The organism is Shewanella sp. NIFS-20-20 (assembly GCF_019209865.1).
GTDB lineage: Bacteria > Pseudomonadota > Gammaproteobacteria > Enterobacterales > Shewanellaceae > Shewanella.
Map to the genome: position 1 here is coordinate 1 of NZ_JAHUTT010000043.1, position 23,032 is coordinate 23,032.

At 46.7% G+C, this 23,032-nt stretch carries 27 protein-coding genes; 14 read left to right on the forward strand and 13 right to left on the reverse strand.

Translation table 11 applies throughout. The features are described 5' to 3' along the window. Positions 1 to 161: 161 nt before the first annotated feature. Positions 162 to 743: a DUF4136 domain-containing protein gene (locus tag KU855_RS13250; protein ID WP_218530755.1), complete on the reverse strand. Its 582-nt coding sequence runs from the start codon at positions 741 to 743 to the stop codon at positions 162 to 164. A gap of 290 nt (positions 744 to 1,033) precedes the next feature. Between KU855_RS13250 and yciH the strand changes: the two genes are divergently transcribed. From yciH to ruvX, 3 genes are read left to right on the forward strand one after another with little or no spacing between them, the layout of a single operon-like run. Further along, positions 1,034 to 1,363 (forward strand): stress response translation initiation inhibitor YciH, encoded by a 330-nt coding sequence (yciH, locus tag KU855_RS13255; protein WP_218530756.1) that lies wholly within the window; start codon positions 1,034 to 1,036, stop codon positions 1,361 to 1,363. A 30-nt stretch (positions 1,364 to 1,393) separates the two neighbouring features. After that, positions 1,394 to 1,957 carry a YqgE/AlgH family protein gene (locus KU855_RS13260; RefSeq protein ID WP_218530757.1) on the forward strand — a complete coding sequence of 188 codons (564 nt, stop codon included), beginning with the start codon at positions 1,394 to 1,396 and terminating at the stop codon, positions 1,955 to 1,957. A gap of 54 nt (positions 1,958 to 2,011) precedes the next feature. Next, positions 2,012 to 2,428 carry a Holliday junction resolvase RuvX gene (gene ruvX / locus KU855_RS13265; protein ID WP_256261026.1) on the forward strand — a complete coding sequence of 139 codons (417 nt, stop codon included), beginning with the start codon at positions 2,012 to 2,014 and terminating at the stop codon, positions 2,426 to 2,428. 36 nt (positions 2,429 to 2,464) lie between these two features. On the opposite strand, the gene hemH is transcribed toward ruvX, so the two are convergent. The 4 genes from hemH to KU855_RS13285 all read right to left on the reverse strand — a co-directional run bounded on the left by hemH (position 2,465) and on the right by KU855_RS13285 (position 6,354). Continuing rightward, complete coding sequence (hemH, locus tag KU855_RS13270; protein WP_218530758.1) at positions 2,465 to 3,472, reverse strand: ferrochelatase; 1,008 nt, start codon at positions 3,470 to 3,472, stop codon at positions 2,465 to 2,467. A gap of 40 nt (positions 3,473 to 3,512) precedes the next feature. Next, positions 3,513 to 4,001, reverse strand: a complete 489-nt coding sequence (locus tag KU855_RS13275; RefSeq protein WP_256261027.1) for a glutathione peroxidase — start codon at positions 3,999 to 4,001, stop codon at positions 3,513 to 3,515. Positions 4,002 to 4,186: 185 nt separating this feature from the next. Beyond that, the gene (locus tag KU855_RS13280) at positions 4,187 to 5,305 is read right to left on the reverse strand and encodes a PilT/PilU family type 4a pilus ATPase (protein ID WP_218530760.1); all 1,119 of its coding nucleotides are present in this window, start codon (positions 5,303 to 5,305) and stop codon (positions 4,187 to 4,189) included. Between the two features lie 11 nt (positions 5,306 to 5,316). Next, positions 5,317 to 6,354 carry a type IV pilus twitching motility protein PilT gene (locus KU855_RS13285; RefSeq protein ID WP_218530761.1) on the reverse strand — a complete coding sequence of 346 codons (1,038 nt, stop codon included), beginning with the start codon at positions 6,352 to 6,354 and terminating at the stop codon, positions 5,317 to 5,319. A gap of 35 nt (positions 6,355 to 6,389) precedes the next feature. Between KU855_RS13285 and KU855_RS13290 the strand changes: the two genes are divergently transcribed. From KU855_RS13290 to KU855_RS13325, 8 genes are all read left to right on the forward strand, one after another. Then, positions 6,390 to 7,094, forward strand: coding sequence for a YggS family pyridoxal phosphate-dependent enzyme (locus KU855_RS13290; protein WP_218530762.1), 705 nt, complete (start codon positions 6,390 to 6,392; stop codon positions 7,092 to 7,094). A 113-nt stretch (positions 7,095 to 7,207) separates the two neighbouring features. After that, positions 7,208 to 8,026: a pyrroline-5-carboxylate reductase gene (proC, locus tag KU855_RS13295; protein WP_218530763.1), complete on the forward strand. Its 819-nt coding sequence runs from the start codon at positions 7,208 to 7,210 to the stop codon at positions 8,024 to 8,026. 45 nt (positions 8,027 to 8,071) lie between these two features. After that, positions 8,072 to 8,620: a YggT family protein gene (locus tag KU855_RS13300; protein ID WP_218530764.1), complete on the forward strand. Its 549-nt coding sequence runs from the start codon at positions 8,072 to 8,074 to the stop codon at positions 8,618 to 8,620. 3 nt (positions 8,621 to 8,623) lie between these two features. After that, a complete protein-coding gene (gene yggU / locus KU855_RS13305) occupies positions 8,624 to 8,923 on the forward strand; it encodes a DUF167 family protein YggU (RefSeq protein WP_218530765.1) in 300 nt (99 codons plus the stop codon). Positions 8,924 to 9,020: 97 nt separating this feature from the next. After that, positions 9,021 to 9,464, forward strand: coding sequence for a DUF4426 domain-containing protein (locus KU855_RS13310; RefSeq protein WP_218530766.1), 444 nt, complete (start codon positions 9,021 to 9,023; stop codon positions 9,462 to 9,464). Between the two features lie 88 nt (positions 9,465 to 9,552). Beyond that, positions 9,553 to 10,152, forward strand: coding sequence for an RdgB/HAM1 family non-canonical purine NTP pyrophosphatase (rdgB, locus tag KU855_RS13315; RefSeq protein ID WP_218530767.1), 600 nt, complete (start codon positions 9,553 to 9,555; stop codon positions 10,150 to 10,152). Continuing rightward, the gene (gene hemW, locus KU855_RS13320; protein WP_218530768.1) at positions 10,152 to 11,291 is read left to right on the forward strand and encodes a radical SAM family heme chaperone HemW; all 1,140 of its coding nucleotides are present in this window, start codon (positions 10,152 to 10,154) and stop codon (positions 11,289 to 11,291) included. The genes rdgB and hemW overlap by 1 nt, the downstream gene beginning before the upstream one ends. 180 nt (positions 11,292 to 11,471) lie before the next feature. After that, on the forward strand, positions 11,472 to 13,313 hold the full coding sequence (locus tag KU855_RS13325) for a DUF885 family protein (protein WP_218530769.1): 1,842 nt from the start codon (positions 11,472 to 11,474) through the stop codon (positions 13,311 to 13,313). Between the two features lie 219 nt (positions 13,314 to 13,532). Here KU855_RS13325 and KU855_RS13330 read toward each other — a convergent pair whose 3' ends face one another. The 5 genes from KU855_RS13330 to trmB all read right to left on the reverse strand — a co-directional run bounded on the left by KU855_RS13330 (position 13,533) and on the right by trmB (position 17,735). After that, on the reverse strand, positions 13,533 to 14,474 hold the full coding sequence (locus KU855_RS13330; RefSeq protein WP_218530770.1) for a LysR family transcriptional regulator: 942 nt from the start codon (positions 14,472 to 14,474) through the stop codon (positions 13,533 to 13,535). A gap of 233 nt (positions 14,475 to 14,707) precedes the next feature. Further along, the gene (locus KU855_RS13335) at positions 14,708 to 15,496 is read right to left on the reverse strand and encodes a DUF2884 family protein (protein WP_218530771.1); all 789 of its coding nucleotides are present in this window, start codon (positions 15,494 to 15,496) and stop codon (positions 14,708 to 14,710) included. A gap of 194 nt (positions 15,497 to 15,690) precedes the next feature. Continuing rightward, positions 15,691 to 16,605, reverse strand: a complete 915-nt coding sequence (gene glsB / locus KU855_RS13340; RefSeq protein WP_218530772.1) for a glutaminase B — start codon at positions 16,603 to 16,605, stop codon at positions 15,691 to 15,693. After that, positions 16,605 to 16,931: a 50S ribosome-binding protein YggL gene (locus KU855_RS13345; protein WP_218530773.1), complete on the reverse strand. Its 327-nt coding sequence runs from the start codon at positions 16,929 to 16,931 to the stop codon at positions 16,605 to 16,607. Before KU855_RS13345 ends, glsB begins: the two co-directional genes overlap by 1 nt. An 87-nt stretch (positions 16,932 to 17,018) precedes the next feature. Then, the gene (gene trmB, locus KU855_RS13350; protein ID WP_218530774.1) at positions 17,019 to 17,735 is read right to left on the reverse strand and encodes a tRNA (guanosine(46)-N7)-methyltransferase TrmB; all 717 of its coding nucleotides are present in this window, start codon (positions 17,733 to 17,735) and stop codon (positions 17,019 to 17,021) included. A gap of 247 nt (positions 17,736 to 17,982) precedes the next feature. Between trmB and mutY the strand changes: the two genes are divergently transcribed. Next, positions 17,983 to 19,047 carry an A/G-specific adenine glycosylase gene (gene mutY, locus KU855_RS13355; protein ID WP_218530775.1) on the forward strand — a complete coding sequence of 355 codons (1,065 nt, stop codon included), beginning with the start codon at positions 17,983 to 17,985 and terminating at the stop codon, positions 19,045 to 19,047. Between the two features lie 3 nt (positions 19,048 to 19,050). Next, positions 19,051 to 19,323, forward strand: a complete 273-nt coding sequence (locus tag KU855_RS13360; protein WP_218530776.1) for an oxidative damage protection protein — start codon at positions 19,051 to 19,053, stop codon at positions 19,321 to 19,323. Positions 19,324 to 19,359: 36 nt separating this feature from the next. Here the strand turns inward: KU855_RS13360 and KU855_RS13365 are convergent, their stop codons facing one another. Continuing rightward, positions 19,360 to 20,190, reverse strand: a complete 831-nt coding sequence (locus KU855_RS13365) for a LysR family transcriptional regulator (protein ID WP_218530777.1) — start codon at positions 20,188 to 20,190, stop codon at positions 19,360 to 19,362. Between the two features lie 140 nt (positions 20,191 to 20,330). Between KU855_RS13365 and KU855_RS13370 the strand changes: the two genes are divergently transcribed. Next, the gene (locus KU855_RS13370; RefSeq protein ID WP_218530778.1) at positions 20,331 to 21,053 is read left to right on the forward strand and encodes an SDR family oxidoreductase; all 723 of its coding nucleotides are present in this window, start codon (positions 20,331 to 20,333) and stop codon (positions 21,051 to 21,053) included. A 41-nt stretch (positions 21,054 to 21,094) separates the two neighbouring features. On the opposite strand, the gene KU855_RS13375 is transcribed toward KU855_RS13370, so the two are convergent. Then, the gene (locus tag KU855_RS13375) at positions 21,095 to 21,460 is read right to left on the reverse strand and encodes an energy transducer TonB (RefSeq protein ID WP_218530779.1); all 366 of its coding nucleotides are present in this window, start codon (positions 21,458 to 21,460) and stop codon (positions 21,095 to 21,097) included. A 90-nt stretch (positions 21,461 to 21,550) separates the two neighbouring features. Continuing rightward, positions 21,551 to 22,876: a Na+/H+ antiporter NhaC family protein gene (locus KU855_RS13380; RefSeq protein ID WP_218530780.1), complete on the reverse strand. Its 1,326-nt coding sequence runs from the start codon at positions 22,874 to 22,876 to the stop codon at positions 21,551 to 21,553. Positions 22,877 to 23,032 lie beyond the last annotated feature (156 nt).

Below are 23,032 nucleotides of genomic sequence, written 5' to 3' on the forward strand. Positions count from 1 at the left end.
GATTGATATGAGTACGCGCCAAAGCTTCTGAAAGTTGCATAAAAAAATCCGATGACAAGGGGTCATCGGATTTTGATCCTTTCAGTGAGATCGTCAAGCGATCTGTCTTAACTGATCGGCATTAGGCAATGGCCGCTGTTTTATCCAATCAACATTGCAGGTTATGAGCCTGCTTTAGGGGGATAATTGGCTAAAATTTTATTGACGGCCTCATTGATAAACTGAGTACGCTCTTGCGGAGTGTCTTTATCACGAATGATATTGGACAAGGAGCCACGCCAGATTAATTTGCCAGTGGCCTTATCAACAATATCCACAATTAGGGTACCGACATCATACTCACGGACTTGAGTTTGAGTTGAGGCACTGCCAGGCCCCCAAGGATTACCCCAGCCCCAACCCGGACCATAATAAGAATAATAAGGATTGTAACCATAGTAGTTAGTAAAGGTATCAACATCGACCTTGGTATCAACCTTTGTCAGGTAGTTCACCAGTAACTGCGCTTCGGGTTGACTGGTTTGAGTCAGACCTTTAGCAGCTAAATCGTTATTTATTGCTGAACGGACGCGCTCATCCATTAAGCCATCGAGATGATACTGCGACTCATCACCGGACTGAGTCACCCATGCATACGTAGTAAACCCAGAAAAATTCACCTCTGGATTATAATCCCAACTCGTTTGGACACTGCTACAAGCGCTCAGTGCTAACACCATTACTGCCATCAATAATTTTTGCATATTTCCAACCTCCTCCAAAAAATCCATCTTGCCGCCTAGCATCGGGGACTCATCTGACAATGCAGAATAATCCCGAAAATTAGTGGTTTGAACGCAGCTAATTAATCCACACAGATTAGGTTGTAATAGATCTTAGATCCAGTATTTAGAGGAAATAGTTCAATTAATTATTATTGAACTGACGCTTTTTCAACACGTTAATAACCTTAAGTCCGGCCTCACTCTGGGCTCCCGTTTAGGCTGAGATTTTGGTAACATCACTTTCCATTTAGTCGCTAGGTAAGCTTATTATGCGTATTGATCCCAATGTATTGTTGGTTTATAGCACAGATAAAGGCAAAATCACTGCCGAGCCAGAAGTGAAGACGCCACCAACAGGTGACGGCATCGTCAGGATCCATCGTGATACTAAGGGCAGAAAAGGCAAAGGTGTCAGTATTATTAAAGGATTAATGCTCGATGAAAAGGCATTAGAATCCTTAGCCAAAACCCTAAAAAAACAATGTGGTTGTGGTGGTACGGTCAAAGACTTCTGCATTGAAGTGCAAACCGACAATCGCGAGCTGCTTAAGACCTTATTAGAAAAACAAAACTATACTGTCAAATTAGCAGGCGGATAAACCGAATCACCTCATCACCCAGGGAAAAGCATGCTAAGTCTTCAAAACCAACTCTTAATCGCAATGCCCACGCTTAATGACAGTATCTTTAAGCGCAGCCTGATTTATATTTGCGAGCATGACCATACTGGTGCCATGGGGATTATTATCAATCGGCCGGCGGGGATCGATATTGGCGCATTGCTCGAACAAATGGAGCTTACGGACCCATCGCCCACCTTTGCCGACATCCCCAAGAATCAAGTATTGATTGGCGGTCCGGTCACGCCAGATCGTGGTTTTGTACTTCATAGTCCACAACCATTTTGGACCACCAGCCAGTCACTGAATGAGGAGTTAATGCTCACAACCTCTCGAGACATCTTGGCATCACTTGGCAGCGATAAAGCCCCAGCCAACTACTTAGTCGCGTTAGGCTATGCCGGCTGGGCGAAGGACCAATTGGAACAAGAACTGGCCGATAATGCTTGGTTGACTGTAGCGGCAACCCCAGAGCTATTGTTTACCACAGAACATCAAGATAGGTGGCAAATCGCCATGCAATCACTGGGATTTGATGTTTGGCAAATGTCGAGTCAGACCGGTCACGCATAACCACTCCCAGCAAAGCGCAAACCCCAAGCGCCCAGCTAATGAAAGAAGTACATCATGACACAAACAATTTTAGGTTTTGATTTTGGCACCAAAAGTATTGGTGTTGCCATTGGTCAGCAAGTCACAGGAACGGCCCGGCCGTTATTATCCCTTAAAGCTTGCGATGGTATTCCTGATTGGGACCATATTGGCCGCATCATCAAGGAGTGGCAACCGGATTTAGTGGTTGTCGGTTTACCATTGAATATGGATGGTAGCGAACAAGAAATGACCCAGCGAGCTCGCAAGTTTGCCAATCGGATCAGTGGACGATTCGGAGTCAAGGTCGACACCCAAGATGAGCGCTTAACAACCGCCGACGCCAAGGCGCGACTGTTCGAGTTTGGTGGCTATAAAGCATTAACGAAAGATCAAATTGATGCAGTTTCTGCGGTATTAATTATTGAAAGCTATTTTGACAATCAATATTGAGCCAGCGCCTAACGGCATCTGGCTCATTGTTTGCCGTTAGAGGTAAGGCTTGACCAGATTTGCCATCATATCTATGTGTAAATCATCATCATTTAAACACGGGATATAACGGAAACTCTTGCCGCCAGCATGTTCAAAGATTTCACGGTTTTCACCGTCAATTTCTTCAAGTGTCTCTAAGCAATCGGCACTAAACGCTGGGCATGCCACCGCGATATCAGTAATCCCTTGGCTAGGCAAAGCGGCCATGGTGGCATCGGTATACGGCTGTAGCCAAGTGGCTTTGCCAAAACGCGACTGAAACGTGGTGAGAATGTCCGCGGGATCCATCGCTAATTTCTCGGCTACCAAGCGGCTGGTTTTCATGCAAAAACAATAATAGGGATCGCCAAGTTCCAAATTCCGCTTCGGCATGCCATGGTAAGACAATACCAACTTTTGCGGTTTACCATGGGCATTGAAATCACGGCCGATAGAATCACACAATGCCGTGATAAAATCGGGGTTATCGTGATAAGTATGAATGAAGTGCAATGACGGGATGTAGCGCCAGGTTTTGAGCTCAGCGGCTATCGCATCAAAGACTGTCGCTGTGGTAGGCGCTGCGTATTGCGGATACAGCGGCAACACCACCATTTTATCGATCCCCTGGCTATGCATCTCTTGCATCACGCTCGCAATCGAAGGGTTACCATAACGCATCGCGAGGTGAACACTCGCATCATCTTTCTCTAACACTTTCGCCAGTTTCGCCCGCTGGCGCACACTGATATCCATCAAGGGTGAGCCAGCTTCGGTCCACACCAACTGATAGTTAGCTGCCGACTTTGCCGGGCGCGTCCGCAGGATAATGCCATGGAGGATAGCTTTCCAAATTAACTTTGGAATTTCAATCACTCGTGGATCTGATAGGAATTCAGCCAAGTATTCACGCACCGCCTTAGTGGTCGGTGCGTCTGGCGTTCCGAGATTGACTAAAAGTACTCCGGTTTTATTTCTTGCCTGATGACCGATGTCTTTTGAGAGTCCAGAATAGTTAGCCAAAACAGCCTCTTTATAATTTTAATGCCAACAATGGCCGCTATTAAAGCATAGAATTAATGGCCTGAGTAAGCTCTTCACTATCAGGTTTTACCCGAGAGTTGAACTGGATAACGGTTTCGCCATCGCCACTCACTAAGTATTTGTAAAAATTCCATTTTGGTGATGCACTTTTATCAGCTAAATAGCTGAATACCGGATTAGCATCACTGCCACGCACACTCGATGGCGCCAACATGGTGAAAGTCACCCCGTAATTGATATAACACACCTCGGCAGTGTCGGCTTCCTTATCTTCTTCTTGAAAGAAATCATCAGAAGGAAAACCTATGACGACTAATCCTTTATCTTTATAGGTTTGATGCAGCGCCTCTAACTGTTCAAATTGCGGGGTGAAACCACAATTACTGGCAGTATTTACCAACAATACCGGTTTTCCTTGCGTGATCTCGCACAAATCAAGTTGTTGTCCAGAGTGCAACTTTTTTACTTTTACATCCAAATAATCCGCACATTCACTGGCGTTGACCATTGGCGATACTGCCAGTAATACCAAGGCCTGCAAGCTGGTTTTTGATTGAGTGAGCAATGACATCCTATTCCCCTTTATGAGTCGCTTGCTGTGATAATACGTTGTTCAGACCAATATTGTTCAAAAATCCAAAAAAAAACTGCTGATAACACAGCAGTTTTTATCGCTTACGCGCTGAGAGGTCATTAACCCAAATCTAAAGTCACATTATCCATTAATCCAGGACCTGAGCCTTGCGAGTCTTTGCCTTTGAGTTTTAACATTAACCGCAAATCATTGGGTGAGTCGGCATAATGCAGCGCATCGGCATAGCTAATTTCACCTTCCTGATATAAGAGATATAACGCCTGGTCGAAAGTCTGCATGCCTTGTTCGTTAGACTTGCTCATGGTTTCTTTCATCAGATGCAGTTCATTCTTTTGGATCAGAGAAGAAATCCTTGGGGTGTTAATTAAGATTTCAATCGCGGCTCGCCGACCACAGCCATCGACTCTAGGGACCAATTGTTGCGCCACAATGCCACGTAAATTCAGCGATAAATCGAACAAGAGCTGCTGATGCTTATTCTCAGGCACTAAATGCATGATCCGATCGAGCGCTTGGTTAGCGTTGTTCGCATGCAAGGTGGCCATGCATAAGTGACCGGTTTCAGCAAAAGATAAGGCGAACTCCATGGTTTCTTGAGTCCGAATTTCACCGATTAAAATCACATCGGGCGCTTGACGCAACGAACTTTTGAGCGCCGAATCAAACGAGTCGGTATCAATCCCAACTTCTCGTTGCGTGACTATGCTCAACCTATGGTCATGGACGAACTCCACCGGATCTTCTATGGTTAAAATATGGCCGCGAGCATTGGCGTTGCGATAACCGACTAAAGCCGCAAGAGACGTCGATTTACCGGTACCCGTACCACCAACCATAATGATCAGTCCGCGCTTACTCATGACTAAATCTTTAAGTACCGGAGGCAACCTAAGATCATCGACATCAGGGATAGTGGTTTCAATACGACGCATCACACACCCAGCCGACTCACGCTGCCAAAAAGCGCTAACACGAAAACGCCCCAACTCTTTTACAGCAAAAGCAAAGTTACATTCTCTGCTCGAATGAAACTCCTGCTTTTGCGCATCCGTCATCAAGGCCTCAACAAAACTCAAAGATTGCGCGGGAGTGAGTCGGTTTTCGCCAAGCTGTTGCAATTCACCGTCGATTTTAGCGCTCGGTGGAAAGCCTGCAGTCACAAACAGATCCGAAGCTTTGCGCTCAACCATGGTTTTCAAAAATGGGGTGACATCCATGTGTTGACTCCTTAGAAGCTTGTCTGTTTATTCGAACTCTTGCTCATGGCATCTTCACGGGTGATCAGGCCGCGGTTGACCAAATTCTGTAAACATTGCTCCAGAGTTTGCATGCCATGGGCCATCCCCGTTTGAATAGCTGAGTACATTTGTGCCACTTTATCTTCACGGATTAAGTTACGAATTGCCGGTGTCCCCATCATAATTTCATGAGCAGCGACTCGGCCGCCACCGACCTTCTTAATCAAGGTTTGTGAAATAACGGCCTGCAACGATTCTGACAACATGGTTCTCACCATGTCTTTCTCGCCCGCGGGGAAAACATCGACCACACGGTCAATGGTCTTAGCCGCCGAGGTGGTATGCAAGGTGCCAAACACCAAGTGACCGGTTTCAGCTGCAGTCATTGCTAAGCGGATGGTTTCTAAATCACGCATTTCCCCCACCAAAATGACATCGGGATCTTCACGTAATGCCGAACGTAACGCCGCATTAAAGCTATGAGTATGACGATGCACTTCCCGCTGGTTAATCAAACATTGTTTGTTTGGATGAACGAATTCAATCGGGTCTTCAATGGTCAAAATATGGTCATGGCGATTTTCATTAATATAATCGACCATGGCGGCCAATGTTGTACTCTTACCCGAGCCCGTCGGGCCTGTGACCAACACTAATCCGCGTGGAAAGCTCGAAATCTTTTTGAAAATTTCCGGCGCGCCTAATTGCTCTAAAGACAAAATGTCGCTGGGAATAGTACGAAAGACTGCCGCCGCCCCGCGGGATTGATTAAAGGCATTGACCCTGAAACGGGCTAAGTTAGGCACTTCAAATGAAAAGTCTATTTCTAGGTGCTCTTCATAGTCTTTGCGCTGCTTGTCATTCATAATGTCGTACACTAACGAATGCACACCTTGATGATCTAGCGCGGGGACATTGAGTTTCCTTACTTCGCCATCGACACGGATCATGGGGGGTACACCTGATGATAAGTGCAGATCTGAGGCGTTATGCTTTACACTAAATGCCAGTAATTCGGTAATTTCCATAATACGGGATATCCCTTCAAACAAGTTATTACATCATGACAACAATAGCAGACAGACTGGCAATCGCCCAGCAAAGGATAATAAATGCGGCGCAATTAACTGGCCGTAACAGCAGTGAAATCAGACTGTTGGCAGTCAGTAAAACCAAGCCGATAGCCGACATCATCACTGCCTATGAGGCTGGCCAACGCCAATTTGGTGAAAACTATGTCCAAGAAGGCGTCGATAAAATCACCACCCTGTCGACTCAATACCCAGAAATAGAATGGCATTTCATTGGACCATTACAATCTAATAAGAGCCGCTTAGTGGCCAGCCACTTCGATTGGATGCATACCTTAAGCCGCGAAAAAATCGCCCAGCGCTTAAACGACTATCGTCCCAGCGAAATGGCGCCATTAAATGTCTGTATTCAAGTGAATATCAGCGCTGAAGAGACTAAATCAGGCATTGATATCCATGATATTTTGCCCCTAGCGAACGCCATCCACAAGATGCCCAGGTTACGCTTACGTGGTCTGATGGCCATCGGGTCTACCAGCGCCGATGTGGCTTTACAGCAACATGAATTTAGCACCTTAAACCAAGCATTTGCCGAGTTAAAATCAAGCTACCCCCACTTAGATACCTTATCTATGGGCATGAGTGGTGATTTGGATGCGGCCATTGCCAACGGCAGTACCTTAGTACGTATTGGCAGCGCGATTTTTGGTGAACGGCATTATTCAGACTCGATTTAACCAATGCCGCTGGTATTTCCCCCTTGTTTTTCAAGGGCAGAACCCAAATACTAAGAGACAAGCTGGACACGAATAACACCGGCTAGCACGCTGGTCGAAAACAAGGATAACGAATGTCTGATAGCAAGATTTGTTTTATTGGCGCTGGGAATATGACTCGCAGTATCGTCAGTGGTTTAATTGCCAATGGTCATGATCCAAAAGCCATCATCACCACCAATCCGAGCCGCCCGAAACTCGAGGCCCTAGCTCAAGATTTTGGTGTAAATATCAGTAGCGATAACCTTGCCTCTGCAACAGCCAGCGACGTGATAGTGCTGAGCGTTAAGCCGCAAATCATGGCGCAAGTTTGTGCCGAACTCGCCGCGATTGACTTATCAAACAAGCTGGTGATTACCATCGCCGCTGGGATCACCAGTGCCAGATACCAAGATTATTTCCAGCAACCACTGGCGCTCGTTCGTGCCATGCCTAATACCCCAAGTCAGTTAGGCCTTGGGATGACTGGCCTGTTTGCCACATCGAGCGTGAATGAGCAACAAGCTGCGCTATGCCAAGCGTTACTCAGCAGCATAGGTAAGATCATGTGGGTCAATAAAGAAGATGATCTTAACTTAGTCATTGCCTTGGCAGGCAGCTCGCCTGCGTACTTTTTCTTGTTTATTGAAGCTATGATCGAATCTGCAACCCAATTGGGAATGGACGCCGAACAAGCAAGAGTGTTAGCCCAACAAGCGGCACTGGGTAGCGCGGCCATGCTGGAAAACAACCCTGAGATCTCGGTCAGTCAATTACGCCAAAACGTCACCTCTAAGGGCGGTACTACCCATGAAGCCATTGTCACATTTGAGCAAGGTGGGCTGCGTCGTCTAGTGGATGATGCTATGAACAATGCCATCAAGCGTGCTCAAGAAATGGCGCAAACATTTTAATTTAACCCACGATACAATCTTATTTTCACAAGGTAATACACGCTAATGAATGCAATGACTTTTTTAATTAGTACCCTGTTTGATCTCTATTTGATGGTGGTTATTTTACGCATTTGGCTGCAACTGGCTAAAGCTGACTTCTACAATCCTTTCAGCCAGTTTGTGGTCAAAGCAACCCAACCGATTGTGGCACCATTACGCCGAGTCATTCCATCCATTGGCGCACTTGATACCGCCTCGTTACTGCTGGCTATTGCGGTAGTGATGCTAAAAGTAGCCTTATTAAGCGTCATCGCAGGTGCTAGCATGGATCCCGTGACCATGTTTATCTATGCCTTGGTGTCTGTAGTAAAACAAGCGGGCGTGCTCTTGTTCTGGATGCTGCTTATCCGCGCCATTTTAAGCTGGTTCCAACAAGGCTATAACCCCATTATTCAAGTCTTCAGTCAACTAACCGACCCTATCTTAAGCCCAATCCGTCGTATTATTCCGCCGATTGGCGGACTGGATTTGTCGGTGATGGTGCTGATCATTGGCTTAAACTTTATCAATATCCTATTAGCTCAATACATCCCATTTTGGGCAGTGGTATAAACGGTGCTCACCCCAGTATGTTGGCAACAACAAGATCTGCTACTCAGGGTGTATATCCAGCCGAAAGCCAGTCGTGATCAGTGGGTTGGACAGCATGGTGATGAAGTTAAAATTGCCATTACCGCCCCGCCGATTGATGGCAAAGCCAATGCCCACTTAACTAAATTTCTTGCCAAAAGCTTTAAAGTCGCTAAAGGAGAAATTGATATTATTAAGGGGCATTTAGGGCGGCATAAACAGGTGCTAATCCACCAGCCAAGCATTATCCCGCCACAGGTTGCCGAACTTTTGCTAAAAGGTTAAAAAATCATTGAAAATACCTAGCCTCATTTCGGTGAGGCTCTTATAATTAACGCCATCAATTTAGGTGACGTTCTGTTACCCATCACTAGGTATTTTCATGTCATATACCCTATCTCGTTTATCGATATTGATTGTATTCGCTTGGTTATTGGCAGTGCCAGCCTACGCCGCCCAACAACAAACCGTCGGCAATTTCGACATTCACTATTCAGCCTTCAACAGCACATTTTTAACCCCGGCCATCGCCAAAGCTAATGATATTGAGCGCAGCCGCTTCAATGGGGTGGTGAATATCTCGGTGATGGATACCCGACAAGCAACGCCTACGGCGGTTCCCGTCGAGATTAGCGGTATCGCTAATAATTTACTCGATGCCCGTATGACCCTGAAGTTTCGCCAAGTTAAAGAGGGCGATTCAATTTACTATTTGGCCGAAGTCCCCTTTAGAGACAATCAGGTGATCAACTTTCAAATTGCCGTCAAGTATGGCAAAGAGTTAAATACCGTGGTGAAGTTTAAGCAACATTTTTATACCGATTAATCCCTCACGCCCCCGCCTCACGGTCCACCTTGCTAGGGCTGTTGCTGATGCGTATGATGTCGGCCAATGAGCTCTGCAAGGAACCCCCATGAAACACATAGTATTAGCCAGTGGAAACCAAGGTAAATTAGCCGAATTTGCGCAACTACTCGCGCCATTAGGTGTGGACATGCTGCCACAAAGCCAATTTTCGGTCAGTGAGGTTGCCGAAACCGGCACCACGTTTGTTGAAAATGCCATCATCAAAGCCCGTCATGCCGCAGCAATCACAGGTCATGCCACCATTGCCGATGACTCAGGACTCGAAGTCGATGCTCTCGATGGTGCACCGGGCATTTATTCTGCTCGTTACGCCGGCGATAATGCCAGTGATAACGATAATGTCAGTAAATTACTGACCACCATGCAAGCCATCCCCCAACGCACTGCCCGTTTTCAGTGTGTTTTGGTGTATATGCGCCATCATAAGGATCCCACTCCGATTATTTGTCAGGCCAGTTGGGAAGGCGTGGTTAGTCACCAACGCCAAGGCGAAAATGGTCACGGCTATGACCCTATTTTCATCCCCAATGAAACCCAAGATTTGAGCGCTGCCCAAATTGATGCTCACGAGAAAAACCGTTTAAGCCATCGTGGCAAAGCCTTGCAACTACTGATTAGTGCCATGCAAGAGAAAGGTATTGTTTGATGCTAACCTTACCGCCGCTCAGCCTCTATATTCATATCCCATGGTGCGTGCAGAAATGCCCCTATTGCGACTTTAATTCTCATGGGCAACATGGGCAGTTACCCCAGCAAGAATATGTCGATGCCTTATTGGCTGATCTCGATGCTGATCTTGGTTATGTTCAAGGTCGTGCCTTGCGCAGTATTTTTATTGGTGGTGGGACGCCATCCTTATTTAGTGCCGAGCAAATAGGACGGTTACTGGCTGGGGTCGAGGCGAGAGTGCCTTTTGACTGCGGGATTGAAGTCACCATGGAGGCCAACCCTGGTACTTTAGAGCATGATGATCTCAAAGCCTACCGCGCAGCGGGGATAACTCGTTTATCAATGGGAGTTCAGAGCTTTGATGGTGATAAACTCAAGGCATTAGGCCGGATCCATGGTAAAGATGAAGCCATCGCTGCCGCACAATCAGCGACCGCGGCGGGTTTTAATAGTTTTAATCTCGACTTGATGCATGGCTTGCCTAATCAGAGCTTAACGCAAGCGCTGGCGGATATTCGCCAAGCCGGCGAACTGATGCCGCCGCATTTATCTTGGTATCAACTGACGATTGAACCCAATACTCTATTCTATTCTAAGCCGCCAACGCTGCCAGATGATGAAGCGTTGTGGCAGATATATCAACAAGGCAATCAGCTGCTGAGCCAGCTTGGCTATGTTCAATATGAGATCTCTGCTTATGCTAAGCCGGGTTATCAGTGCCAACATAACCTCAATTATTGGCAGTTTGGTGACTATATCGGTATCGGTTGTGGCAGTCATGGCAAGATCACTGTCCCCGCAGAGGATCGTATTTTCCGCACGGTCAAAATAAAACACCCCAAGGGTTATTTAGCCGCACTCGATGTCAGATATGAAGTCACCGATGTGGCGCCGGAAGATCGGCCTCTGGAATATTTGATGAATCGACTGCGCTTACTTAGTCCTATGCCAAAATTGGAATTTGAACAACGCACTGGCTTGTCGAGCGACCTCTTGATTAACGGTATGACTAAAGGCGCTGAGCGCGGTTTAGTCACTGATTTAGGGGATGCTTGGCAATTAACTGAGCGAGGCCAAATGTTTGTCAATGATCTGTTATCACAATTCTGTGATTAAGCCTCGATAACGATGGAGTCCTAAAGGGCGCTGGCACTAACAGCTCACAAGGTTGTTAGCGCCGAGATCACACAAACAAGCAGCAAGCAGACACATGTTTTAACAATTATTAATGGAATTTAACCGCCAGTTGATTAGCATAGGAGTCAATTTAAAAAGCGATAACCATTAAGGGACGTAATGAAAACCAATGCAATTACTCTTGCCTTAGCCGTCAGCTTAGGACTTGCCATTTCTGGCTGTAGCCAATCGCCGCACAATCAGGCCAGCACGCCGCTAGTAAGCACTACCCAAACTCAAGCGGATGCCTCAGCGGCAGCCAACGCCTTATTTGAAACCATCTTTATAGAAAATGTCATGGCCAGCCCCATGACCCAAAGCTATTTAGGCATCAAGCAAGATTATGATAAATGGGATCAAATAGGTGAAGCTGCCGATGCAGCGGCGCTGGCAATGTCCCAAGATCAACTGGCCAGATTGCAAGCCATCAATACTGAATTATTAGATGAGCAAACCTTATTAAGCTACCAACTATTGCGCCAATCTCTACAAGATAGTATTAGTGATCACCAATGGCGTCTCTATAGCTACCCCATTAATCAAATGTATGGCATCCATTCCAATGTCCCCTCCTTATTGATTAATCAGCACCCCATCGACAGCGTCGCAGATGCCCAAGCGTATATCAGCCGTTTGCAAGGTATCACTGAGCTGTTCAAGCAGACGCAAGAAGCCCTTACACTGCGGGCTCAACACGGCATTATTGCCCCCAAATTTGTGTTCCCTCATGCCATTGCCGCCAGCAAAAACATTATCACGGGCGCGCCATTTGATGCAGGTGAAGACTCGACCTTAATGGCCGACTTTAGCACTAAACTAGCGAAATTAGACATCACTGACAGCGAGCGCCAAGCATTATTGGCCCAAGCTAAACAAGCGTTAGTAGAACAAACCGGCCCAGCCTATGTGGACTTAATTGCCTATTTAACAGAGCTTGAAACCCAAGCCGATGATAAGGCCGGGACGTGGAAGTTTCCACGAGGCGATGAGTTTTACGCCAATGCTCTAAAACGTACGACCACCACGGACATGACGTCGGCAGAGATCCACCAGCTTGGTCTCGATGAAGTCGCACGAATTCACACTGAAATGCGTGCGATTATGCAGCAAGTCGGTTTTGAAGGTAGCTTAAACGAATTCTTTGTATTTATGCGTGATGATCCGCGTTTTTATCACCCGAATACTGCCGAAGGTAAAGCCGCCTACTTAGCCGAAGCCAAAGCGTATATTGACACGATGGAATCACGTCTCGATGAAGTGTTCTTTATCAAGCCGAAAGCCGACATGATAGTTAAAGCGGTCGAACCTTTCAGAGAAAAGTCCGCTGGTAAAGCCTTCTACAACCAACCCGCGCCCGATGGCAGTCGTCCAGGGATTTACTATGCCAACTTGTATGACATGGCTGCCATGCCAACCTATCAAGCTGAAGCTTTAGCCTATCATGAAGGCATTCCTGGGCATCATATGCAAATAGCAATTGCACAAGAGCTGGAAAACGTCCCTAAATTTAGACGCTTTGGTGGCTATACCGCCTATATCGAAGGCTGGGGCTTATACACTGAGTATTTCCCGAAAGAAATGGGGCTTTACCAAGATCCTTACTCTGACTTCGGTCGCCTTTCAATGGAATTATGGCGCGCCTGTCGTTTGGTGGTTGATACCGGGATCCACAGCCAACAGTGGACGCGAGAGCAAGGCATCGAGTATTACACCAGCAACACCCCCAATGCCGAGTCCGATGCGGTGAAAATGGTCGAACGTCACATTGTGATGCCATCCCAAGCCACGGCTTACAAAGTAGGAATGAACAAGATATTAGCTCTGAGAGAACAAGCCAAAGCCCAGCTTGGAACTGAGTTCGATATTCGTCAATTCCATACCTTGTTGTTAGAAAACGGTCCGCTGCCGTTAGACGTACTAGAAATAAACGTTAACAACTGGGTAGAAAGCAAAAAGTCCTAGGCAAAAAAAATCCCCGGGCAACCGGGGATAAACTGAAAATGGGTTGGGTGATGGCCTATCAAATGATAGGTATTCAGTTTAAAACTTAGCCCACCATAAGGTGCGCTAATGCCATTGTACGTAATTCCATCACCTGAACCTAACCAATTACCACAAAGTTGGCGCGGCAAATTGTAACAAAGCTTTTACCAACCAAATCTATATTTTTGAAATTACAGCTTATTTCCGCTCTGCGTATAAAGAAGCATAAGGCAGGTCCCAATAGGGAGGCGTGCCAATTTGCTCTTTAATAAATTCAATAAATGCACTCACTTTAGGAGCTAAATGCTTACGTCTTGGGTAGACAGCTTGCAGCGGTAAATGATGGGTTAATTGCCAATCACGCAAAATAGGCACTAAGGTACCTTTTTCAATTTCACCTTCCAACAAATAGCTGGCTAGGTAAACAATACCAAGACCACTGATCGCCGCGGACTTAAGTGCTGGGGCATTATCCACCCGGAAATTACCGGTCACGCCGATTTCGCAATAGTCATCTCCTTTACGGAATTGCCACGTACTGTGTTCATGCCATTCACCTTGATATACTAAGCAGTTGTGTTCAACCAACTGTTCAGGACGCTCAAGCGGACTATGACGGGCAATGTAGTCTGGGGAGGCCACCAGCATAAATTGCGACTTCATTAAAGGGCGCGCTACCATGCCTAAGGGCAATTGCTCTGACATGGTCAGCAATAAATCTAACCCTTCACTCACCACATCAACTTTGTGATCGAGTAAGGTAATTTGTAATTCAAGTTCAGGATGGCGGCTCATAAACTCCGGCAGAGCAGGAATAATGTGCATAGCACCAAATGACTGAGAAATCCCGACTTTCAGTAAGCCACGAGTGGCATCATTTAGATTATGCACACTAGCAACCGCTTGATCTGCATCGCGTAATAGCTCTTCTCCTTGCTCATAAAGCAAGTGACCAGCTTCTGTTAGGCTCAAACTACGGGTCGTTCTCTGGATTAACTGCACACCAAGTTTGTGTTCCAAATCGGCAACTTGTGTACTGACCTTGGATTTAGAAATGCCCAAGCGACGGGCTGCAGCACTAAAGCTTCCAGCACGAGCTACATGGGTAAAAATAGCTATGGGTTCTAACAGTTCTAACATGAGAGTCGCCTTAAACGGGAAACAAGATTATCGTTAATATCAGACACTATCTTTAACCACTTCAACGAGGTGATTTAGCCATTGCCGACAGTCCCTAAAAATATGCTTGTATCGTACTGAATTGAGAGTTCAGTTTTTTATTTTCAGTATTATAACAAATATTAACTTTGCATACAGGCAAAAAAAATCCCAGCCAAAGGCCGGGAAAAATCCAAGGAAGGATAAGGTAGCTTTTAGTTGATCGTTTTCGTTACATCGGCTAATTCAGGTACTTGCTGCCACAAGGCTTGTTGCAGTGTTTTAATGTGTTCAAACTGCTGGCACATGTCTTTGGCACGTTGCTCTAACTGGCTGGCACTCTCTTGTACCCGCGTTTCAATTTGCTGGCCTACCGCTTCCATTTTGCTACCGAAAGCCGTCATTTTTTCCTCAAAACTATTACCTTCCATGGTCATAATTTGCCCGCCCATAGAGATCATTAACCCGCCAATGGCATTCTGCACTAGCTGAGATATCTCATCGGCAATCACTTGCTCAACATCATTATTTACCTGTTCACCATTGGCGCCAATATGGTAATGATCGCCCTTTTTGCTGGCGAGGGTATCGGCTTTATCCTTGATAGACACCAGTAAATCATCAAACTGCTTAGCCGATTGCTCACCAAGTAAAGGCGTTAAGGATTGAGACACCGCATCGCCAACCAGCACTACGGCATCTTGGGCTAAGGCCACAACTTGCGGCACTTGTTCTCTCAGGGCCGTGGCATATTGATCTAGGCTTGCCTGCTGACTTGAGTTCAAACCTATGGGTTTGTTAGCGATAATGAGCTGGCCATTATCGATGCGATAGACCTCTTTGCCTTGCTGATCAAACGTCAGGCTTTGTGGGGTCATATTGATATCGTAATTTAAATCAACATCGCACTGCTGCGAAGCTTGGGCTTGGGTTGTGATGGCAATAAGGGCCAAACTGCAAAGCCACAAAGGCAGGTGAGTAAATCGGTGACTGAGTTTCATCATGACTCCTAAATATTGTGAGTATTGTTAGAATTATACAACAAGCTGAAAATAACAGAGCAAATAACATGCCACATGACAAGTTATTGAAATGTAATGAAATGAGTGGAATTGCGATTGACGAAAATATTAACGATTAGTGATAATGCGTATTTAATAGTGAAATGAGCACCGCACCCGCTGCTCATTGTTTAGGCTTAAAAAATTGAACGACCGAGTTCTTGGCTCAAGGCTTCCAATAACGCAGTGCCCACCAAAGAATTACCGTTTTCATCCAATGCCGGCGACCACACACATACTGACATATCCCCAGGAATAATGGCTATAATCCCGCCACCAACGCCGCTTTTGCCTGGCATACCGACGCGATAAGCAAATTCTCCAGCCCCATCATAGAGCCCTGATGTGGCCAATATGGCGTTTAATTGCCGAGTTTGCACCGAGGACACTAACTGTTTTCCCCCGAGGGTTCGCCCTTTATTGGCGAGATAAAACATCGCTTTCGATAAGTCGGCACAACTCATGCGCAGCGCGCAATAATGAAAATAGCTGCGCAATACGGTATCGACGTCGTGATTAAAATTACCGAAAGACTTCATCAAAAATGCAATGGCCGCATTGCGAGCACTGTGTTCATATTCCGAGTGCGCCACTTGCTTGTCGTAACCTATCAGTTTATTGCCGCTTAAGTTACGCACTAATTCCAACATGCGCTGCTTAGGTGCACTTAAGCGCCCTTGCAATAAATCAGCAATCACCAAGGCGCCGGCATTGATAAATGGATTACGGGGAATGCCGCGTTCAAGCTCGACCTGCACTAAGGAGTTAAATGAGTGCCCTGACGGCTCTTTGCCCACTCGCGACCATATTTCAGTGTCATCATAAAGGCCCATGGCCAAGGTTAAGCTGAAAACTTTTGAAATACTTTGAATAGAGAAAGGTTCGAGATAATCGCCAGCCCCGATAGTGGTGCCATCAGCCATGGTCACTGCGATGCCGAGCTTATTGGGGTCCACGTTAGCGAGCGCGGGAATATAATTGGCGACTTGACCTTGATTAAGCAAGGGTCTGACTTGCTCAATCAAGGCTTGGAGCTGTGCCTTATCAGGCATTAACCCCACCAAAGATCATAAAGTTCAGTCACTTCGACATTATCTACCGCCTGAGTTTTCCAAAACTCAGTCACGGCAGCGCGGTCTTCTTCGCTGCACTTACCAAGACGTTGAGTCGCAATAACCCCTTCCCAACCTCGATGGCCACCGCCATGAAACCCTAATTGGCGAGGTTCAATCACTTGGTTAATGAAGGCATCAACTGTGGCATCAATATCGGCTTCTGCCACGTCTTCTCTAAACGTCCAATGAACATCAAACCCCAGCTCTTGGAATTCATCTATTCTGAGTTTTTTACGTAAACGACGACTTCTATTTGTGGCCATGGTAATTCTCCTAAAGGATGAAAAATAACGAAAGAAAAGCAGTGCCTCTTTATAAGCAAAGAGACACTTTGAGTCAATTGAGGTGAGTTACAGCTGACGCTCAAACATTAAGTCCCAAACCCCATGGCCTAAACGATGACCGCGGGCTTCAAACTTAGTTAATGGTCGATGCTCTGGGCGCTCAACATAATCATTGGTGTTGGACTGATTTCGGTAGCCTTCGGCTGCCGACATGACTTCCAGCATGTGCTCGGCGTAATTTTCCCAATCGGTCGCCATATGGAATACGCCACCAATTTTCAGTTTACGACGTAATAACTGCACAAATTCAGGCTGTACGATGCGACGTTTATGGTGACGCGCTTTATGCCATGGATCTGGGAAGAATAATTGCACACGGCTTAACGAACCATCGGCAATGGCGTTTTCCAAGACTTCAACGGCATCATGATGGTAAACCCGTAAATTGGTCACAGAAGCTTTGGCGGCTTCGCCTAAACAGGCACCCACGCCAGGCTTGTGGACTTCAATGCCGATATAATTTAATTCAGGAGCCGCGCTCGCCATTTGCACCAGCGAAGCACCCATACCAAAACCAATCTCGAGCACCACATCGGCATCACGGCCAAAGGCAGCAACCAGATCCACCGGCGTAGGGGTATAATCGAGGCCCATGATCGGCCACTGTGATTCCAGTGCCTGTTCCTGGCCTTTAGTCAAACGACCTTCCCTTAATACAAAGCTTCTGATTTTACGCAGATACTTACCGTTATCATTAAACTCTGCTGTGGTTACTTCGCTCATTATTGCCCCGAGTGCGTGCCTGGTTGAGAAAAACAAAAGAAAGGCATTATCCAAAGTTAGCATGCCAGTGCAAGCACTATCATAGCTCGCGGGCAAAATTTAACCAATAAACCACATTAAGCGACCTTTTAGTAACCTCAGTGGCCGAAATTTATTATCCCGTTCGCGACAATTTGCGCGAGCAAACTTGTCCCATTTAGCGACTGTCGATACACTGCCGCCAACCACGACTCGATCAGAAGCCCCCATGACGACAAGTTTTAGCCAACGCATTATCGACTGGTACCAACAACACGGCCGAAAACACTTACCTTGGCAACAAGACAAAACACCGTATCGGGTATGGATCTCAGAAATCATGTTGCAGCAAACCCAAGTCGCGACAGTGATCCCTTATTATCAGAAATTCATGCACAGTTATCCGGATGTCGTCAGCTTAGCCAATGCACCACAAGATGAAGTTCTGCATCACTGGACAGGACTGGGTTATTACGCCCGCGCCAGAAATTTACATAAAGCCGCCAAGCGCATTCGCGATGATTTTCACGGGGTATTTCCAGAGACGATGGAACAAGTCATTGCCCTTCCGGGGATTGGTCGCTCCACCGCAGGGGCGATATTATCGCTCGCCTTAGGCCAACATCAACCCATTCTTGATGGCAATGTTAAACGGGTGCTGGCCCGTCATCAGGCCATTGATGGTTGGCCCGGACAAGCCAAGGTGGAACAAGCCTTATGGCAATTATCAGAGCAACGCACTCCGGCCATTGCCGTTAGCGCTTATAACCAAGCCATGATGGATATGGGGGCCAATATTTGTACCCGCAGCCGACCGCAATGCCAATTATGCCCTGTCGCTATCGATTGTTTAGCGCAACGGGCCGGACGGCAAACTGACTACCCCGGCAAAAAACCGAAGAAACAGCAGCCAATCAAAACCACCTGGATGCTGATATTAACCCAAGGCATGGAAGCACAATTGATTAAGCGGCCGCCAACAGGCATTTGGGGCGGACTTTGGTGTTTTCCCGAATTTGATTCGCAAGCCGCCTTGCAACAATTCCTGCTCGATAACGGTTTAGCTGACAGCAAACAACAACCGCTCGACAATTTTAGGCATACTTTTAGTCACTATCATCTCGATATTCATGCTATTTGGGTCGATAACTCAGCAAATACCGCTATCGAGACCAGAGTAATGGAAGTCAACCAGTGTCTTTGGTATAACATACAGCAACCGGATAAAGTCGGATTAGCCGCCGCCACTGAGCGACTGCTCGAGGCCTTATCTGCCCATTTAGTGAAGGAGTAACCTATGGCCCGCACCATTCAATGTGCTTATTTTAATAAACAAGCTGACGGTCTAGATTTCCAGTTATACCCAGGTGAGCTTGGTAAGCGCATTTTTGACAATATCAGCAAAGAAGCTTGGGCATTGTGGCAGCAAAAACAAACCATGTTGATCAATGAGAAAAAACTCAACATGATGAATCTCGATGATAGAAAACTATTAGAACAACAAATGGTTAATTTTCTATTTGAAGGAAAAGATGTCGAAATCGAAGGCTATGTTCCGCCGAGCGAATAACGCCGTTAACCAAACAAGGCGCCATGGCGCCTTGTTTTATGTTTGCGCTATGTGGCGCAATAGGCTCAGTAATGCCGGCGATAGGGTTTGATGCGCCGGATAACATAAGCCGATACGACGAAACATGCGTGGCCCATCAAATTTAACTTGTACCAATCTCGGCTGATCCTCAATCAATCCGTCCGGCAGAAAACTAATCCCAAACCCCGCCAGCACTAACGCCATCACCAAGGATTTTGACTCGGCTTTGGCGACTAAATTTAACGACATATTATTGCACGCCAATAAACCTATGGTTTGCTGATGCGCCTCACACGGCGGGCATTCGATAAAATCCCAGCCATTGAGTTCCGCAGGGCCAACGCTCACTTTGGCCAAGGCATGTCCCTTGGGGACACACAACACATAGTCTTCTTCCCATAAGGGTAAACACACTTCATCTTGATGTTTGAGCACATCTAAGGTTAAGCGGCAGTCGGCAGGACTCGAGTAATCGACTAGTTGTAAATCCAACAAGGGCATCGCTTGTTTTAGCTGTATTAAGAGGGCGGCCAAACGGCTTGGACTCAAATCAGGCATCACCGCCAAGGTTAACTTTTGGCGAGCCGCCTTCGCTTGGAATAATTGCGGGAGTTGTTTAGCTTCCTCCACCAATTTCACTGCCAGCGGGTAAAGATAATGAGCGCTATCTAACGGCTCGACTCCTTTTTTGCTACGCGCAAATAAGTCACCCGCCAATTGTTGCTCTAACTGCTTTAAACCTGAAGATATCGATGGCTGACTCACACAGCAACGACTGGCAGCTAAGGTGATATTTTTTTCTTCGTAGACGGCAATAAAAAACCGCAATAACCGCAAATCCACCATTTGTTTTACCTGTCATAACGTCATAAGCAAAACCTATTATAACCCAAGGAAAAATGTATTTTAGTGAAATAACGTCCATCCCTATACTCTCGCCATCAAAGCCTTAATTCGTGCTTACCCATCATTTTTAGGAACTCATTATGAACAAACAACTTGTGGTTATCACTGGCGCATCCTCGGGCATTGGTGCCGCCATGGCCAAAGCATTTAGTGCCGCGGGACATCCCTTATTGTTACTGGCGCGCCGAGTTGAATTAATGCAGGCGCTAGGCCTAGATAATTGTGTCTGTGTGGCAGTGGATGTCACCGATGCCAACGCGATTAAAGCAGCCATAACGCTGGCACAAGATAGGTTCGGGCCAGTGGGATGCTTAATCAATAATGCCGGCGTTATGCTGTTAGGCTTAGCTGATGAGCAAGCGCCCAGCGAATGGCAACAGATGCTAAACATTAATGTGTTAGGTGTGCTCAATGGTATTCATGCGGTGTTAGCCGCCATGAAACAAGCGCAAACCGGCACCATCATCAACATTAGCTCAGTGGCTGGTCGCAAAACATTTCCTAATCATGCCGCCTATTGTGCCAGCAAGTTTGCCGTGCATGCATTAACCGAGAATATTCGTGAAGAAGTTGCGATGGATAATGTCCGAGTGATTACCATTGCCCCAGGAGCCGTTGAGACTGAGTTATTGAGTCATACCACCAACGACGACATTAAGGCTGGCTATGAGAGTTGGAAAGCCGAAATGGGTGGGGTCATCGCGCCAGAAACCATCGCCGCGGCAGCCTTATTTGCTTGGCAGCAACCACAAAATGTATGTGTCAGAGAAATCGTCATCGCCGCTACTAAACAGCAACCTTAAGCTCGAGATTGGCGCCAGAGCGTGGCTGTGGCGCCCCGAGATCATAGGCTTAATTTAAACTCGGTCACGACTTCAACGGCAATGGTTTTACGATTTGTCGGCGCGGGAACATAACTCAGTTGTTCGATGATTTGCATGGCCGCAGGCGTCCATTGCTCATCACTTATCTCTTCAATGCTGGCGGTGACCACTTGGCCGGCAGGATCAATGACCAAGCGTAAATTGACATAGGCATAATTTGATTTTAGCGCTTCGGTATCGACGGAAAAGCTCAGCGGCGCCGGTTGCATTAGCCAATAGCGATTGAGTTCGATGGCATCTATCTTTACCGGCGTCAACGCTGGCGTATGGGGCTGTGAACCACAACCGATTAATGTCAACAAAGCCAGTAATATCCCATATTTCATTGGTCAATCTCGCGCTCATTGTTTTTATTAGTTATTATGATACAAGGGTTTAGCTGCCACAATCAGTCAAAAGTTGTAGATACAAAGGGATTAGGACTGTCGAAACCAAATGATAATTAACGCCACCACCGCCAGCACATAACAATAATAGGCGCTGGCCACCACTTGCAGTGGCGAAATCGCAAAACTCGAGGCCAACAACAAGGCTTGCGCACCATAGGGGATGACCCCTTGAATAACGCATGAAAAGATATCAAGTAAGCTAGCACTGCGACGGCCACTGACCCCATTTTTTTGAGAAATCGAATGTGCCACACTGCCACTAACAATAATGCCAATGGCATTATTAGCGGTACTGGCCGTGGTCATACTCACCAAGGCCGCAATGCCAAACTCCGCCGCACGCTCGCGAGCCCTTGGCGCATGACTTTTGCTGTAATGGGCAATCACTCGACTCACGAACTGATTTAAAAACGTTAAACCGCCACGGGCTTTTACGAGCTCACTTAAGCCACCAATCAGCATGGTTAAATAGAATATTGACTGCATATTACCAAAGCCATGGTAGATGTTCTCAGCAAACAACGCCGTGGTGTAATCTGGCATTAACAGCAGCCCAGATAGGCCCGCCAACACTATGCCCAACGATAATACCAAATAGACATTAACCCCCAGCAAAGCCAACAATACGATGGCCAAATACGGCAAGACATTCAACCAATTGATCGCAGCGATAGTCGGGCTATGGGAGACTGGATCGCTAAAAAAATACAGCGCTAGTACCACGATCCCCGCAGGCCCAGCGATGAAAATATTTTCCCGAAACTTATCGCGCATCTCACATTGCTGGGTGCGGGTAGCTGCGATAGTGGTATCAGAAATGATCGACAAGTTATCGCCAAACATGGCGCCGCCCATCACAGCCCCAGCCATCAATGCCACATCAATGCCGGTGGCTTGGGCCATACCAAAGGCCACTGGCGCGGTGGCCGCAATGGTGCCGGTCGATGTTCCCATGGCGGTACAAATAAAGGCGGTGATGATAAACATGCCGGGTAACAGCCATTGTCCGGGCAATAATGCCAACCCCAAATTGACCGTCGCATCCACCCCACCGGTGGCTTTCGCCACGGCACCAAAACCACCGGCAAGCAAATACACCATACACATCGACATGATGTCACGATGACCGACACCGTCTAAAAAGCGGTTGATGGCTGACTCTAATGGCTCTCGGCATAACGCCAGCGCCAGCACCACCGAGGGCAACGCTGCTATCGGTGCTGGGATTTGATAGAAAGCATAAGGTCGGCCTAACAGGCTAAAGTAGATGCCGCTGCCGATAAATAACACTAGGAATAAAAGCAGAGGCAAAAGCGCCATCGCTGAAGCTGAAGGCTCATTGGGGTTAGTCATTATTTGCCTATTGGTTAAGTAAAAATCTTTGCCGCAGCTGAGATTACTCAGGCCACAAAATACAATGAGTCATTCCAAAGAGTATTAATGAATAGGCTTTAACTAACGAAATTGCCAATTGACTGCTAATTTTATCTTTCCTTCTTCTACAAAAGT